This is a genomic window from Parabacteroides sp. AF48-14, from assembly GCF_003477465.1.
GTDB classification, from domain to species: Bacteria; Bacteroidota; Bacteroidia; order Bacteroidales; family Tannerellaceae; genus Parabacteroides; species Parabacteroides acidifaciens.
Map to the genome: position 1 here is coordinate 70,665 of NZ_QUDI01000001.1, position 15,082 is coordinate 85,746.

Here is a 15,082-nt window from a genome sequence, read left to right on the forward strand (position 1 = left end):
ATGAGTAAACTTACAAAGAATCAAAAGTTGGCTTTGGGCAAGATTGAAGCTGGGAAAGCATACACATTGAAAGAAGCTTCAGCTTTAGTAAAGGAAATTACTACTACTAAGTTTGATGCATCCGTAGATGTTGATGTCCGTTTAGGTGTTGACCCTCGTAAAGCTAACCAAATGGTAAGAGGCGTGGTTTCACTGCCTCACGGGACTGGTAAGCAAGTTCGGGTTCTCGCATTATGTACACCAGACAAGGAAGCTGAAGCAACTGCTGCTGGAGCTGACTATGTAGGATTAGATGAGTATATTGAAAAGATTAAAGGCGGTTGGACTGATATTGACGTAATTATCACGATGCCTTCTATCATGGGTAAAATCGGTGCTCTGGGTAGAGTATTAGGCCCGCGTGGTTTGATGCCTAACCCTAAGAGTGGTACGGTTACCAATGAGATCGGCAACGCTGTGAAAGAAGTTAAGCAAGGTAAGATCGACTTTAAGGTAGACAAATCCGGTATCGTTCACACTTCAATCGGTAAGGTTTCTTTTAACCCCGATCAGATCCGTGACAATGCTAAGGAATTTATTTCAACTCTTCTGAAGTTGAAACCGTCTGCAGCTAAAGGTACATATATAAAGAGCATTTATCTTTCAAGTACAATGAGTGCGGGTATTAAAATAGACCCCAAATCAGTTGAAGAAAACTAATTAAAATTATTGGACAATGAAAAAGGAAGATAAGAGCTTAGTCATAGATCAACTGACTGAAATCGTAAAGGAATATCCTAATTTCTATTTGACTGATATCGAAGCATTGAATGCTGAGAAAACAAGCAAATTGAGACGGGAATGTTTCAAGAATGAGATCAAGTTGGTTGTTGTAAAGAATAACTTGCTTAAGAAAGCATTGGAAAATGTAGGTGGTGATTTTTCTCCTCTGCATGTTGCAATGAAAGGCAATACAGCTGTGATGTTCTCACAGACTGCTAACGCACCTGCTCGTCTGATTAAGAGTTTTACCAAGGATGCTAAGAAAGATACTGTTGCTAAACCGGAATTGAAAGCTGCCTATGTACAGGAAAGCTTCTATGTCGGAGCAGAGAACCTTGAAGCACTGGTAAATATCAAGAGCAAAAACGAACTTATCGGAGATGTTATCATGCTGTTGCAATCTCCGGCGAAGAACGTTATCTCTGCTCTTCAGTCATCAGGACAAACTATCCATGGTCTGTTGAAGACTCTGGAAGAAAGATAATTTTTTTAATTTACACAGATAAACAAACATTTAAATCATACAAAAATGGCAGATTTGAAAGCTTTTGCAGAACAATTAGTAAACCTGACCGTAAAAGAAGTTAGCGAACTGGCTACAATCCTGAAAGAAGAATATGGTATCGAACCTGCAGCTGCAGCTGTTGCTGTTGCTGGTCCTGCTGCTGGCGGCGCTGCTGCTGCAGAAGAAGAAAAGACTTCTTTTGACGTAGTATTGAAAGCAGCTGGTGCAAACAAGCTGGCTATCGTTAAGTTGGTAAAAGAATTAACAGGTCTTGGTTTGAAAGAAGCTAAAGATATGGTAGATGGTGCTCCCAGCGCTATCAAAGAAGGAATCGCTAAAGCTGATGCTGAAGCATTGAAGAAACAGTTGGAAGAAGCTGGAGCTGAAGTTGAGCTTAAATAGTATTTATAACCTGGTAATCAGGTGATTTGGTTAAGAGTCTCCCTCCAAGGAGATTCTTAACCTTTTTGTGTCTATAATTTCAATAAGTTCAATAAATTCCTTACTAGATGTCTTCAACAGCTGAAAACCAAAGAGTTAATTTTGCTTCGATTAAAAATCAGTTCCCGTATCCGGACTTTCTCGAAGTACAATTGAAGTCATTTCAAGACTTTCTTCAACTTGACACACCTCCCGAAAAGAGAAAAAAGGAGGGATTGTATAAGGTATTTGCTGAGAATTTTCCGATAGCAGATACTCGTAACAATTTTGTGTTGGAGTTCTTAGATTACTATATTGATCCGCCCCGTTACACGATCGATGAGTGTATCGCTCGCGGGTTAACCTATAGTGTGCCTTTAAAAGCGAAGTTAAAACTGTATTGTACAGACCCTGATCACGAGGATTTCGATACCGTGATACAGGATGTGTATCTGGGCCCGATTCCGTATATGACGGAGAGAGGTACTTTCGTGATAAATGGTGCAGAGCGTGTTGTGGTTTCACAATTACACCGTTCACCCGGTGTGTTCTTCGGACAGAGTACACACGCTAATGGTACAAAGTTGTATTCAGCACGTATCATTCCTTTTAAAGGTTCCTGGATCGAATTCGCAACAGACATCAACAATGTGATGTATGCGTATATCGACCGTAAAAAGAAATTGCCTGTAACAACCCTTTTAAGAGCTATTGGTTTTGAAAGCGATAAAGACATTCTCGAAATCTTTAATCTGGCGGAAGAAGTAAAAGTTTCAAAGACAAACCTGAAGAAACTGATCGGCCGTAAGCTGGCTGCCCGTGTATTGAAGACTTGGGTGGAAGATTTCGTAGATGAAGATACCGGTGAGGTTGTTTCTATTGAACGTAATGACGTTATCATCGACCGTGAGTCGGTTCTTGATAGCGACAACATAGAGGCTATCCTGGAGTCTGGTACGCAGAACATTCTGCTACATCGCGAAGACCAGAATCTTTCGGATTATGCTATCATCTATAATACGCTCCAGAAAGACCCCAGTAACTCTGAAAAGGAAGCTGTCCTGTATATTTACCGTCAGTTGCGTAATGCAGAACCTGCAGATGAAGCAAGTGCCCGTGAAGTTATTCAGAACCTGTTCTTCTCTGAAAAGCGTTATGACTTAGGTGAAGTAGGCCGTTACAGAATTAATAAGAAGTTGAACCTTACTACCAGCGATGATATTAAGGTTTTGACGAAAGAAGATATAATCGAGATCATCAAGTATCTGATCGAGTTGATCAACTCGAAGGCGATTGTTGATGATATCGACCACTTGAGCAACCGTCGTGTGCGTACAGTTGGCGAGCAGCTGTATAACCAGTTCGGTATTGGTCTGGCCCGTATGTCCCGTACGGTTCGTGAACGTATGAACGTTCGCGATAATGAAGTGTTTACCCCGATCGATTTGATTAACGCGAAGACCATTTCTTCTGTTGTCAACTCTTTCTTCGGTACGAATGCTTTGTCGCAGTTTATGGACCAGACAAACCCGCTGGCTGAGATTACGCATAAACGTCGTTTGTCTGCCCTGGGACCGGGAGGTCTGTCTCGTGAACGTGCCGGATTTGAGGTTCGTGACGTACACTATACGCACTATGGCCGTCTTTGTCCTATTGAAACTCCTGAGGTCCGAACATCGGTTTGATATCATCCCTTTGTGTGTATGCAAAGATCAATGATCTGGGCTTTATCTCTACTCCGTATCGTAACGTGGTGGATGGTAAAGTCGACTTCTCTGAAGAAGGTTTGCAATACTACACGGCAGAGGAAGAGGAAGAATTGACCATTGCACAGGGTAATGCGCCTCTGGACGATGATGGCAAGTTTATACTTGATAGGGTGAAAGCTCGTTTTGAAGCGGACTTCCCTGTTGTACCGCCTTCTGAAATCGACTTGATGGACGTTGCTCCGCAGCAGATTGCTTCTATTGCGGCCTCTTTGATTCCGTTCTTGGAACATGACGATGCCAACCGTGCATTGATGGGATCTAACATGATGCGCCAGGCAGTTCCTTTGTTGCGTACGGATGCTCCGATCGTGGGTACCGGTATCGAGGCACAGGTTGCACGCGATTCACGTACACAGATCATGGCTGAACGCGAAGGTGAAGTCGTATTTGTGGATGCTACTTGCATCAAGATCAAATATGATCGTACGGAAGACGAAGAATTCGTAAGTTTCGAAGATTCAATTAAGACATATACGATTCCGAAATGGCGTAAGACGAACCAGAGTACGACTGTCGATTTGCGTCCGATCTGCCATCGTGGCCAGCGTGTGAAAGCCGGTGATATTTTGACAGAGGGCTATTCTACCCAGAATGGTGAATTGGCACTGGGACGTAATGTGAAAGTGGCCTATATGCCTTGGAAGGGATACAATTACGAGGATGCTATCGTTCTGAACGAACGTATGGTTCGTGAGGACTTCTTTACTTCAGTTCACGTTGACGAATATATTTTGGAAGTTCGTGAAACGAAACGTGGTATGGAAGAGTTGACATCCGATATTCCTAATGTCAGCGAAGAAGCGACCAAGGATTTGGACGAGAGAGGTATTGTCCGTGTAGGTGCCCGCATTGAACCGGGTGATATCCTGATCGGTAAGATTACTCCGAAAGGGGAATCGGATCCTTCTCCGGAAGAAAAACTGCTTCGTGCGATCTTCGGTGATAAGGCTGGTGATGTGAAGGATGCTTCTTTGAAGGCGACTCCGTCTTTGCGTGGTGTGGTTATCGAAACTGCTTTATTCTCGAAAGCTGTTAAAAAGCGTAAGTCCAGACTGACTGATAAGGCTATTCTGCCGAAGCTGGATGAGGAATACGAAATGAAGATGGCCGACCTGAAGAATCTGTTGGTCGACAAATTGTTGGTTTTGACCACTGGTAAGGTTTCTCAGGGTGTAAAAGACTATATGAATACAGAGATCATTGCGAAAGGAGCGAAATTCTCTCGTAAGGCTCTGGAAGATTTGGATTACAATGCTGTTCAGGTAAGTAAATGGACTGCTGATGCAGATAAGAACGAACTTATCAAGCAGGTGATCCTGAACTATCTGAAGAAATATAAAGAACTGGATGCCGAGTTAAGACGTAAGAAATTCGATCTTACGATCGGTGATGAACTGCCGACAGGTATTGTTCAGATGGCGAAGGTTTATATTGCAAAGAAACGTAAGATCCAGGTTGGTGATAAGATGGCCGGTCGCATGGTAACAAGGGTATTGTTTCCAAGATCGTTCGTCAGGAGGATATGCCGTTCCTGGAAGACGGAACTCCGGTTGATATTTGTTTGAACCCGCTGGGTGTGCCTTCCCGTATGAACTTGGGACAGATCTTTGAAGCTGTGTTAGGTTGGGCCGGTCGCTCGATGGGTGTGAAGTTTGCTACTCCGATTTTCGATGGTGCGACTTTGGATGACATGAACGAATGGACGGATAAAGCCGGTGTGCCCCGCTATGGTAAAACTTACCTGTATGATGGTGGAACCGGTGAACGTTTTGACCAGCCGGCTACGGTAGGTGTTACGTACTTCCTGAAATTGGGTCACATGGTTGATGATAAGATGCACGCCCGTTCTATCGGTCCGTACTCTCTTATCACTCAACAGCCTCTGGGTGGTAAGGCACAGTTTGGTGGTCAGCGTTTCGGAGAAATGGAAGTTTGGGCACTGGAAGCTTTCGGTGCTGCACATGTTCTTCAGGAAATCCTTACAATCAAGTCTGATGACGTTGTCGGACGTTCCAAAGCTTATGAAGCAATCGTGAAAGGTGATCCGATGCCACAACCGGGTATCCCTGAATCTCTGAACGTATTGCTGCACGAACTGAGAGGTCTTGGTTTAAGCTTCACTCTGGATTAATTCAAAAAACAATATAAGTAGATGGGCTTCGGCTCATCTGCTTACTCATTGATAACTCTTTATAAATAAAAAATATGGCCTTTAGAAAAGAAAACAAGATAAAGAGTAACTTTTCAAAAATAACCATCGGTCTGGCTTCCCCTGAAGAAATTCTTGAAAACTCCAGTGGTGAAGTTTTGAAACCGGAAACGATTAACTATCGTACGTACAAACCTGAGCGTGACGGTCTTTTTTGCGAGCGTATTTTCGGTCCGATCAAGGATTACGAATGCCATTGCGGAAAATACAAGCGTATCCGTTACAAAGGGATTGTCTGCGATCGTTGCGGGGTGGAAGTTACAGAGAAAAAAGTGCGTCGCGAACGTATGGGACACATCCATCTGGTAGTTCCTGTCGCTCATATCTGGTATTTCCGTTCCCTGCCCAATAAAATCGGTTACTTGTTAGGCTTGCCGACCAAGAAGCTGGATTCTATTATTTATTACGAACGTTATGTGGTGATTCAGCCGGGGTGTGTAGACACTGTTGCTGAATTGGACTTGCTTTCGGAAGAAGAATATCTGCAGATCTTGGACAACCTGCCAAAGGAAAACCAGATGCTGGAAGATACGGATCCGAATAAGTTTATCGCAAAGATCGGTGCCGAAGCAATCTATGATTTGCTGGCCCGTCTGGATTTGGATTCTTTGTCTTACGAACTGCGTCACCGTGCAAGTACGGACGGTTCACAGCAGCGTAAGAACGAAGCGTTGAAACGTTTGCAGGTCGTTGAATCTTTCCGCGCTTCCAGAGGCCGTAACAAACCGGAATGGATGATCGTGAAGGTGGTGCCGGTTATTCCGCCCGAACTGCGTCCGTTGGTTCCGTTGGATGGTGGACGTTTTGCCACTTCCGATTTGAACGATTTGTATCGCCGTGTTATCATCCGTAACAATCGTTTGAAACGATTGATCGATATCAAGGCTCCCGAAGTGATTTTGCGTAATGAAAAACGTATGCTTCAGGAAGCTGTGGACTCACTGTTTGACAACTCTCGTAAGTCGAGTGCCGTTAAGACAGATGCCAACCGTCCGCTGAAGTCTCTCTCTGACAGTTTGAAAGGTAAACAAGGTCGTTTCCGTCAGAACTTGTTGGGTAAACGTGTGGACTATTCAGCTCGTTCGGTTATCGTCGTAGGTCCTGAATTGAAGATGCATGAATGTGGTCTGCCGAAGAATATGGCAGCCGAACTTTATAAACCTTTCGTAATCCGTAAATTGATCGAACGCGGTATCGTGAAGACGGTTAAATCTGCAAAGAAAATCGTGGATCGTAAAGAACCGGTTGTTTGGGATATTCTGGAATATGTTATGAAAGGTCATCCTGTATTGCTGAACCGTGCACCGACATTGCACCGTTTGGGTATTCAGGCATTCCAGCCGAAGCTGATCGAAGGAAAGGCTATTCAGCTGCACCCGTTGGCATGTACGGCTTTCAACGCCGACTTCGACGGTGACCAGATGGCTGTTCACTTGCCTTTAGGAAACGAAGCCGTATTGGAAGCACAGATGTTGATGCTGGCTTCCCATAACATTCTGAACCCGGCAAACGGTGCGCCTATTACCGTTCCTTCCCAGGATATGGTATTAGGTCTGTACTACATCACAAAGATGCGCAAGGGGGCACAAGGCGAAGGTTTGGTATTCTATGGACCGGAAGAAGCAACGATTGCATATAATGAGAAGAAGGTGGATATCCACGCTCCGATCAAAGTATATGTGAACGATATCGACAAGGATGGCAATCCGGTTAAGAAAATGATCGAAACTTCTGTCGGCCGTTTGATGGTTAATGAATTCGTTCCGGAAGAAGTAGGTTATATCAATGAAGTATTGGGTAAAAAAGCACTGCGCGATATCATCGGTAAGGTGATTAAGGTTTGTGGTGTTGCCCGTACGGCTCAGTTCTTGGACGATATCAAGAATTTGGGTTATTATATGGCCTTTAAGGGGGGTCTGTCCTTCAACTTGGCCGACGTTCTGATCCCGCCTCAGAAAGAGGAATTGGTGAAAGAAGGTTATGACGAAGTTGAGCAGATTATGAACAACTACAATATGGGGTTCATCACCAACAACGAACGTTACAATCAGATTATCGATACATGGACACATGTCAACAGCAAGCTGTCTGATACATTGATGAAGCAGTTGACGGCTGATAACGACGGTTTCAACTCTATCTATATGATGATGGATTCCGGAGCCCGTGGTTCTAAGGAACAGATTCGTCAGTTGTCCGGTATGCGTGGTTTGATGGCAAAACCGCAGAAGAGTGGCGCGGAAGGCGGTCAGATCATTGAAAACCCGATCCTTTCAAACTTTAAGGAAGGTTTGTCTGTGTTGGAGTACTTTATTTCAACTCACGGTGCTCGTAAAGGTTTGGCCGATACGGCTTTGAAGACTGCCGATGCCGGTTATCTGACTCGTCGTCTGGTTGACGTTTCGCACGATGTGATCATCAACGAAGAAGACTGTGGTACGTTGCGTGGCTTGATCTGTACGGAATTAAAGAATAATGATGAAGTGATCGCAAGTTTGGGAGAACGTATCCTGGGACGTGTGTCGGTTCATGATGTCATTCATCCGTTGACAGGCGAGGTTATTGTCCGTGCCGGTGAGGAAATCCGTGAAGATGCAGCCAAGAAGATCGAAGATTCTCCGATCGAAAGCGTTGAAATCCGTTCTGTACTGACTTGTGAGTCCAAGAAAGGTGTTTGTGCAAAATGTTATGGCCGTAACCTGGCAACGAACCAGATGGTTCAGAAAGGTGAGGTTGTCGGCGTTATTGCTGCACAGTCAATCGGTGAACCGGGTACTCAGTTGACATTGCGTACATTCCACGTCGGTGGTATCGCTTCTAACGTCGCTACAGAAAACAGCATTACTTCTAAATATGACGGTGTTCTGGAAATCGAAGAGCTTCGTGCCGTAGACAGTGAAGAGGGAGGCAAGAAATGTCAGGTTGTTGTAAGCCGTCTGGCTGAACTTCGTATTGTAGATCCTACGACGAAGATTGTCTTGTTGGCTCATAATATTCCTTATGGTTCCAAATTGTTCTTCAAGAATGGGGATACAATCAAGAAAGGTGATGTTATCATCGAATGGGACCCGTTCAATGCCGTTATCGTATCTGAGGTTTCCGGTAAAATCGAATTTGAAAGTTTGGTTGAAAACGTAACTTACAATGTTGAAAGTGACGAAACAACCGGTTTGAAGGAAAAGATCATTATCGAATCCAAAGATAAGACGAAAGCTCCGGCTGCCCACATTGTGGATGAAAACGGAAATTATCTGAAGAATTACTCATTGCCGTTAGGTGCTCACGTTGTGAAAGACGAGGGCGATATGGTCCGGGCCGGTGAGGTTTTGGTTAAGATCCCGCGTGCTGTAAGTAAAGCAGGTGATATTACCGGTGGTTTGCCTCGTGTAACAGAATTGTTCGAGGCTCGTAACCCGTCTAACCCGGCTGTCGTTTCAGAAATCGATGGTGAGGTTGGCTTTGGTAAGATCAAACGTGGTAACCGTGAAATTACCGTCACTTCTAAACTGGGTGAAGTTAAGAAATATATGGTGCCTCTGTCTAAGCAGCTGCTTGTTCAGGAAAATGACTATATCCGTGCCGGTATGCCGTTGTCTGATGGTGCAACAACTCCGTCTGATATTCTGGCTATCATGGGGCCGACGGCAGTTCAGGAGTATATCGTAAATGAAATCCAGGACGTATATCGTCTGCAGGGTGTGAAGATTAACGATAAACACTTCGAAGTAATCGTCCGCCAGATGATGCGTAAGGTGGAAATCATCGATCCGGGAGATACTCGCTTCTTGGAACAGCAGGTTGTAGACAAGCTGGAAGTAATGGATGAAAACGATCGTATCTGGGGCAAGAAAGTTGTTACGGATCCGGGAGATTCCCAGACATTGCAGGCTGGTCAGATCGTGACGGTTCGTAAGTTGAGAGACGAGAACAGTATGCTGAAACGCCGCGACTTGAAGTTGGTTGAAGTGCGTGATGCGGTTCCGGCTACAGCCAATCAGATTCTCCAGGGTATTACCCGCGCAGCTTTGCAGACAAATAGCTTTATGTCTGCCGCATCTTTCCAGGAAACGACGAAAGTGTTGAACGAAGCTGCTATCAATGGAAAGGTAGACCGCTTGGAAGGTTTGAAAGAAAATGTTATCTGTGGTCATCTTATTCCTGCCGGTACAGGTCAGCGTGATTTCGACAAGCTGGTTGTTGGTGCTAAAGATGAATTCGAACGTATTTTTGCAAATCGTAAGAATGTCGTAGATTTTAATGCTATGGACAGAGACGACGAGTAATATACGAAAGTAAAATAGTAAATAGGGCTATCGGATTTTTATTCGGTAGCCCTATTTTGTTTTCTGGAATTTGTTTAATAAGGTCAGAGTCCTTATATTTGTGTATTGACTTGATAATTAAAATATGCGATATATGAAAAAAGTTCTGCTCTATTTATTTGCTTTTCTTTTATCTATGAATGTTGCTTTTGCCAAGCATCCTGATAACGAAATGAATGTAATGTCTTTTAATATTCGTTTGAGCACGAAAGCGGATGGAGATAATTGGTGGGAACACAGGAAAGATCTGGCCGCAAATGTGGTTAAGTTTTACGATATGGATATGTTTGGTGCTCAGGAAGTGCTGCATAATCAATTAACTGATTTATTGGAGCGTCTGCCTGACTATGGATATGTAGGAGTTGGACGTGAGGATGGCAAAACTAAGGGAGAATATGCTCCTATCTTGTACCGGAAGGATCGTTTTACCGTTGTGAAAAGTGGCAATTTCTGGTTGGCAGAAGATATAAATGCTGTTGGAAAGAAAGGTTGGGATGCTGCTTGTGAGCGCGTGGCAACTTGGGCTGTCTTTAAAGATAAAGAATCCGGGAAAGAGTTTTTCTTTCTGAATACTCATCTGGATCATATGGGAAAGGTGGCTCGTCACGAAGGTGCTTCTCTGGTTCTTGCGCAGGTAAAAAGCTTATCCGGAAATTTACCGGTGGTTGTTACCGGTGATTTTAATGCAGTTCCGGAAGATGATCCGATCAAAGTTCTGACGGACGCTAATGATCCGCGTTGCTTAACGCATACCCGTACAGTGGCTCCGTTACGTTACGGTCCGGAATGGACTTTTCATAATTTCGGACGTATTCCCTTGGAGAAACGTGAGTGGATCGATTATATATTTGTGAAAGGCAATATAAAGGTCCTTCGTCACGGTGTGTTGGCTGAAAGTCTGGGAAATTTGTATCCATCAGACCATTGTCCGGTTATATCAAGAATACTTATTCAGTAAACAGATTATGGATTCCGTAGATGTATTAAGAGAGATTACGCCGCTTTCACCTGAAGATTGTTTTATGGTGATGCAGCGACCTAAGCGTGGTTTTTCTTATCCGCTTCATATACATCCGGAATTTGAACTGAACTATTTGGAGAATGCCGGAGGAGCGATCCGTATAGTAGGAGATTCGGTGGAGGAGATGGAAGATCTTGATTTGCTTTTAGTTGCCGGAGGAACTAAGCATGCTTATTCTAATCACAAATGTTCTTGCACGGATATGCTGGAGATTACGATCCAGTTCCATGCCTCTTTATTCGACAGTTTAATTAATAAGCGTCATTTTAAGACGATAAAAGATATGTTTGATAAGGCATCGTGCGGATTAGTTTTTAGCCGGGAAATGATTTTGCATATTCAGCCGGAATTGAAAAAGCTGTCGAGTGAGGAATCGGATTCTTTTCACAATTTGTTACGTTTGATAGATATACTCAAGACATTATCGCTGGATGAAGAAGCCCGCAAGTTAAATGCTGTCAATACAGTGGAAAATTTCCGGAATATAGATAATGATCGTTTGGATACGATCATGCTATTTTTGCACGAAAATTATCAGCGTCCGGTTTCTTTACCTGAACTTGCTTCGTTAATAAATATGAGTGAAGCATCGCTTACTCGCTTCTTAAAAAAATGGACTGGGAAAACTTTTATTGATAATTTGAATGACATTCGTATATCGGAAGCCGTTTGTCGTCTGATCGATACAAGCGATACAATAGCAGAAATATGTTATAAGTCCGGTTTTAATAACTTATCGAATTTTAATCGAGCTTTTAAGCGACGAAAAGGTAGTACTCCTACCGAATATCGTGAAAAATATGCACGAACTCGTTTTAGGGTTTAAAACATGATTTTAAACTAATTCACAGAATGGAAGTTTTCTATCTGACGAAATAGTATCACATAATGATAAAATAGTATTTGGTGGTTAATTCTGTTGGTCATATCTTTGTAATGTTGAATAAACAACGAATTCACTAAGACGAATGGCCTTAGTTTAAGCGTCTTGATTAGAAAATATTAAACACAATAAGGTATTTTTTTTTACATTGGTCTAAAGAATTGAGAATTAAAAACACAACTGAAAAAGGGCTGCCTGTGAAGGTGGCCCTTTTTATTTGCTGGCATTCCGATTTTAATATGTATATTTGTCTTAGAATATTTATAAATGAAAATAGGAGATATGGAAAATAACAAACCGACAAATGAAATTCAGGTAGAGCTGTCAGAAGAGATGGCTCAGGGAACGTATGCAAATCTGGCAATTATATCGCATTCATCGTCTGAGTTTATTTTAGACTTTATCCGGGTCGTACCGGGGGCACCGAAAGCACAGGTGAAAAGTCGTGTGATACTTACTCCGGATAATGCTAAACGCCTGCTGTTTGCCTTGCAGGATAATTTGGCAAAGTTCGAAGAGCAGGTTAGCGGTAAGACTGCGAAGTTTGAAGATTTTGTTCCTCCCATCGGAGGCGTGAAAGGTGAAGCCTGATCTCTTGGTAGAAAATAAAAAAGACCACTCAAAAGAGCGGTCTTTTTTATTTGTAAGTGTGTGTGAGATTATCCGAGTCTTTTGTTAATAACGATATGACCGATATAACCCAGGATAATGATTCCTAAACCGGTAAGAAGAATCGTATTTGACATACCTCCACTGATAGCCGGTACTGCTAAAATGATAACACCGATAAGGAGTACGATTACCCCCAGATTTTTCAATAATTCGTTCATGGTGATAGATATTTTATATATTATTTTTTTCTACCGCAAATAAAGCAATAATAACCCGATTGTAAAAATATTTTGAGAGAAAAATAATGAAACCATTGAATTTAGCCTTTATATTTGCATAATAAAGCATTTATATATGGTTAGAATTCTTTACATACTTTATTTGTGGCTGTTTATGGTGCCGGTATTTGTCGTGCTTACTATACTTACGGCCGTGACGGTGATTGTGGGTTGTCTGTTGGGAGGGGAACGGATATTTGCCTATTACCCCGGAATGATTTGGTCGTGGCTGACATGCCATCTGGCGCTTTGTCCGGTGAAAGTTAAAGGGCGGGAGAATATAGACCGGAAGAAGTCGTATGTATTTGTATCCAATCACCAGGGGGCGTTCGACATCTTTCTTATATATGGTTTTTTGGGTGTTCCTATCAAATGGGTGATGAAAGCGGGGATTTCCAAAATCCCGTTTGTCGGAGCAGCCTGCCGGGCTGCCGGTTTTATTTTTGTGGACAATTCAACGCGCAAAGCTGCTACGCGTAGCGTACAGGAAGCGGAACGTTGTCTGAGGAACGGAGCATCTGTGATTGTTTTCCCGGAAGGTTCGCGTACCTACGATGGGAAAATGATCCGTTTTAAGAAAGGTGCATACCAAATGGCTGTCGACCAACATTTACCCATTGTTCCGATCACCTTGAACGGGCCTTTTGACGTATTGCCGATCGGCTCTTTGAATATTCACCGGCATAAAATGGAAATGGTTATCCATCCGCCTATTTCAACGGAAGGAATGGAGGCTTCCCATAAAGAGTTGCAACAAATGGCCGATCAAACGCAGGTGATCATCGCTTCTGCTTTATGGGAACAATATAAATAAGTTATTTCCAGGATTAAGTATGCCGCGTTTGCAGACACTCAGGCTGAAACCGGCATTGTCTCCATACAGGGAACCCGTATCCCCGGCTATCGCTCCGGTGAATTCCCAGCCTTGCAAGCGAGGATGGCGGTACTTGATTTCGACCAGTCCCGAATTGCTGCGCTTATTATTCCGGAACGGACCGTAAGGTGTCCCCCAACTATTCATAAGCGTGTATTTGAGGCGGTAGGATACCATCGGTGATAAATCTCCTTCAAAAGCCAGGTGCCAGGAACGGACACGGTTGTTCTTGAAGTCGACATCCCCGTTCGTGTTGTATTCGGGAGCAGTCAGAAGAGGGGAGCCCAATCCGCGCCCGAAGTAGGACGAGCCTGTTATATATTCGATATTATTATAGTAATTGTCTCCTCCGCCTCCCGGACCTTTATATTTGTCGTGGTCGAACAGGATAAAATGGAACGGTCCGCTTTGGTTACGGGTGACCAGGTATTCCGTTACAACCTTCTTCAGCCAGGGAAAGTGCGGAAGATCCAATTGCGTACCCCACAATCCGTCTGTACCATTCACAAATATCATTCCTGATTTATCTTCGAAATAATGCTGGTAATAAGCAGCCAGTTTCCAGTTAGGCATCGTATATTCCAGTTTGAAATCATACGAACCATAATGGTTGCCCAATACATTGATCTGATCAGACAATGTAGCATCGCCTCCGCCCTCGCTACCGCAAACGACCCGGATAAAGTCTTTCAGGGAATGAGGCTGCACGCCTATCTTCGGATCACTGGAGGTTCCTCCCCATTGTGCCCAATGCTGCACACCTACGATACCGGAGAGAGGAAAATCGTTTTTCGTATCCTGAATACGGACGTAAAGGGATTTATGATGCCAGAGTACATCCTTTATATAAGTTTGCTTCCCATTGGAAAAATCTTCCAGATATCCGGTATCAAAAGACCGGCCTACTGCAAAATCCCCTTTTACCTGCATCCAACCTTTCGTCAGCGGGACAACTGTAAATTCAGGCATGCTCAAGTTTATTTCCGGAATCGGACGGGCGTTGTTGGAAAGTACCATGTCGCCGGAACTAAGGGGATGATCCCAGAGCGAATGGCGGTTCTCCTTACTGCCGATGCTCAAAAGCAGGCTCTTGTATCCTAACTCTGCATAAATCTGTTGAATGAACACATTGTGATAGCGGGGAACCGCAGCAACAAGATCCAGTCCTGCGCTCCAGCGGAAACCTTTTCCCAAATGTTGCTGATGGAACACGCCTGCATTCAGATAACCGTTGTTGGCATCTAAAGGAACAATTCCGTACCGGTTGCTCACCATCCAGAATGGAGTAGTCGAACCACTGCTAACCGAGCCAAACGCTTCGGCTTTATATGAGGTCGCATCTTTCGTTTCCTCCGTTTGTGCAAAAATGTTTGCTGAATATAGAAGGGTGATAGCTATAATGATTGTTTGTAAGGCTTTCATTCCAA

The 15,082-nt window shown here is 43.6% G+C and carries 10 protein-coding genes and 1 pseudogene; 9 read left to right on the forward strand and 2 right to left on the reverse strand.

Features of this window, described 5'->3' with window-relative positions; translation table 11 throughout:
• From rplA to DW083_RS00365, 8 genes and pseudogenes are all read left to right on the forward strand, one after another.
• A complete protein-coding gene (gene rplA / locus DW083_RS00330) occupies positions 1-699 on the forward strand; it encodes a 50S ribosomal protein L1 (protein WP_115497852.1) in 699 nt (232 codons plus the stop codon).
• Between the two features lie 16 nt (positions 700-715).
• Positions 716-1,246, forward strand: a complete 531-nt coding sequence (gene rplJ / locus DW083_RS00335; RefSeq protein ID WP_115497853.1) for a 50S ribosomal protein L10 — start codon at positions 716-718, stop codon at positions 1,244-1,246.
• A gap of 45 nt (positions 1,247-1,291) precedes the next feature.
• Positions 1,292-1,669 (forward strand): 50S ribosomal protein L7/L12, encoded by a 378-nt coding sequence (gene rplL, locus DW083_RS00340; RefSeq protein ID WP_115497854.1) that lies wholly within the window; start codon positions 1,292-1,294, stop codon positions 1,667-1,669.
• A gap of 107 nt (positions 1,670-1,776) precedes the next feature.
• Positions 1,777-5,587, forward strand: a pseudogene (gene rpoB / locus DW083_RS00345) (DNA-directed RNA polymerase subunit beta).
• A gap of 74 nt (positions 5,588-5,661) precedes the next feature.
• The gene (gene rpoC, locus DW083_RS00350; protein WP_115497856.1) at positions 5,662-9,948 is read left to right on the forward strand and encodes a DNA-directed RNA polymerase subunit beta'; all 4,287 of its coding nucleotides are present in this window, start codon (positions 5,662-5,664) and stop codon (positions 9,946-9,948) included.
• 133 nt (positions 9,949-10,081) lie between these two features.
• Positions 10,082-10,945, forward strand: coding sequence for an endonuclease/exonuclease/phosphatase family protein (locus tag DW083_RS00355; RefSeq protein ID WP_122331047.1), 864 nt, complete (start codon positions 10,082-10,084; stop codon positions 10,943-10,945).
• A gap of 7 nt (positions 10,946-10,952) precedes the next feature.
• Entirely contained in the window at positions 10,953-11,834 is an 882-nt protein-coding gene (locus DW083_RS00360) for an AraC family transcriptional regulator (protein ID WP_115497858.1), read from the forward strand.
• A 339-nt stretch (positions 11,835-12,173) separates the two neighbouring features.
• Positions 12,174-12,482 (forward strand): DUF3467 domain-containing protein, encoded by a 309-nt coding sequence (locus DW083_RS00365; RefSeq protein WP_122331048.1) that lies wholly within the window; start codon positions 12,174-12,176, stop codon positions 12,480-12,482.
• Positions 12,483-12,550: 68 nt separating this feature from the next.
• Here DW083_RS00365 and DW083_RS22185 read toward each other — a convergent pair whose 3' ends face one another.
• On the reverse strand, positions 12,551-12,721 hold the full coding sequence (locus DW083_RS22185) for a hypothetical protein (protein ID WP_167451602.1): 171 nt from the start codon (positions 12,719-12,721) through the stop codon (positions 12,551-12,553).
• Between the two features lie 136 nt (positions 12,722-12,857).
• Between DW083_RS22185 and DW083_RS00370 the strand changes: the two genes are divergently transcribed.
• A complete protein-coding gene (locus tag DW083_RS00370; RefSeq protein ID WP_122331049.1) occupies positions 12,858-13,595 on the forward strand; it encodes a 1-acyl-sn-glycerol-3-phosphate acyltransferase in 738 nt (245 codons plus the stop codon).
• Here the strand turns inward: DW083_RS00370 and DW083_RS00375 are convergent.
• Positions 13,575-15,077, reverse strand: a complete 1,503-nt coding sequence (locus tag DW083_RS00375) for a capsule assembly Wzi family protein (protein ID WP_122331050.1) — start codon at positions 15,075-15,077, stop codon at positions 13,575-13,577. The two genes, DW083_RS00370 and DW083_RS00375, sit on opposite strands and share 21 nt — an antisense overlap.
• Positions 15,078-15,082 lie beyond the last annotated feature (5 nt).

What these genes read in the sequence shown, in the direction of transcription:
- DW083_RS00360 (WP_115497858.1), top strand. Translation starts at nt 10,953, where the DNA reads ATGGATTCCGTAGATGTATTAAGAGAGATTACGCCGCTTTCACCTGAA.
- rplJ (WP_115497853.1), top strand. Translation starts at nt 716, where the DNA reads ATGAAAAAGGAAGATAAGAGCTTAGTCATAGATCAACTGACTGAAATC.
- rplL (WP_115497854.1), top strand. Translation starts at nt 1,292, where the DNA reads ATGGCAGATTTGAAAGCTTTTGCAGAACAATTAGTAAACCTGACCGTA.
- rplA (WP_115497852.1), top strand. Translation starts at nt 1, where the DNA reads ATGAGTAAACTTACAAAGAATCAAAAGTTGGCTTTGGGCAAGATTGAA.
- DW083_RS22185 (WP_167451602.1), bottom strand. Translation starts at nt 12,721, where the DNA reads ATGAACGAATTATTGAAAAATCTGGGGGTAATCGTACTCCTTATCGGT.
- DW083_RS00365 (WP_122331048.1), top strand. Translation starts at nt 12,174, where the DNA reads ATGGAAAATAACAAACCGACAAATGAAATTCAGGTAGAGCTGTCAGAA.
- DW083_RS00370 (WP_122331049.1), top strand. Translation starts at nt 12,858, where the DNA reads ATGGTTAGAATTCTTTACATACTTTATTTGTGGCTGTTTATGGTGCCG.
- DW083_RS00375 (WP_122331050.1), bottom strand. Translation starts at nt 15,077, where the DNA reads ATGAAAGCCTTACAAACAATCATTATAGCTATCACCCTTCTATATTCA.
- DW083_RS00355 (WP_122331047.1), top strand. Translation starts at nt 10,082, where the DNA reads ATGAAAAAAGTTCTGCTCTATTTATTTGCTTTTCTTTTATCTATGAAT.
- rpoC (WP_115497856.1), top strand. Translation starts at nt 5,662, where the DNA reads ATGGCCTTTAGAAAAGAAAACAAGATAAAGAGTAACTTTTCAAAAATA.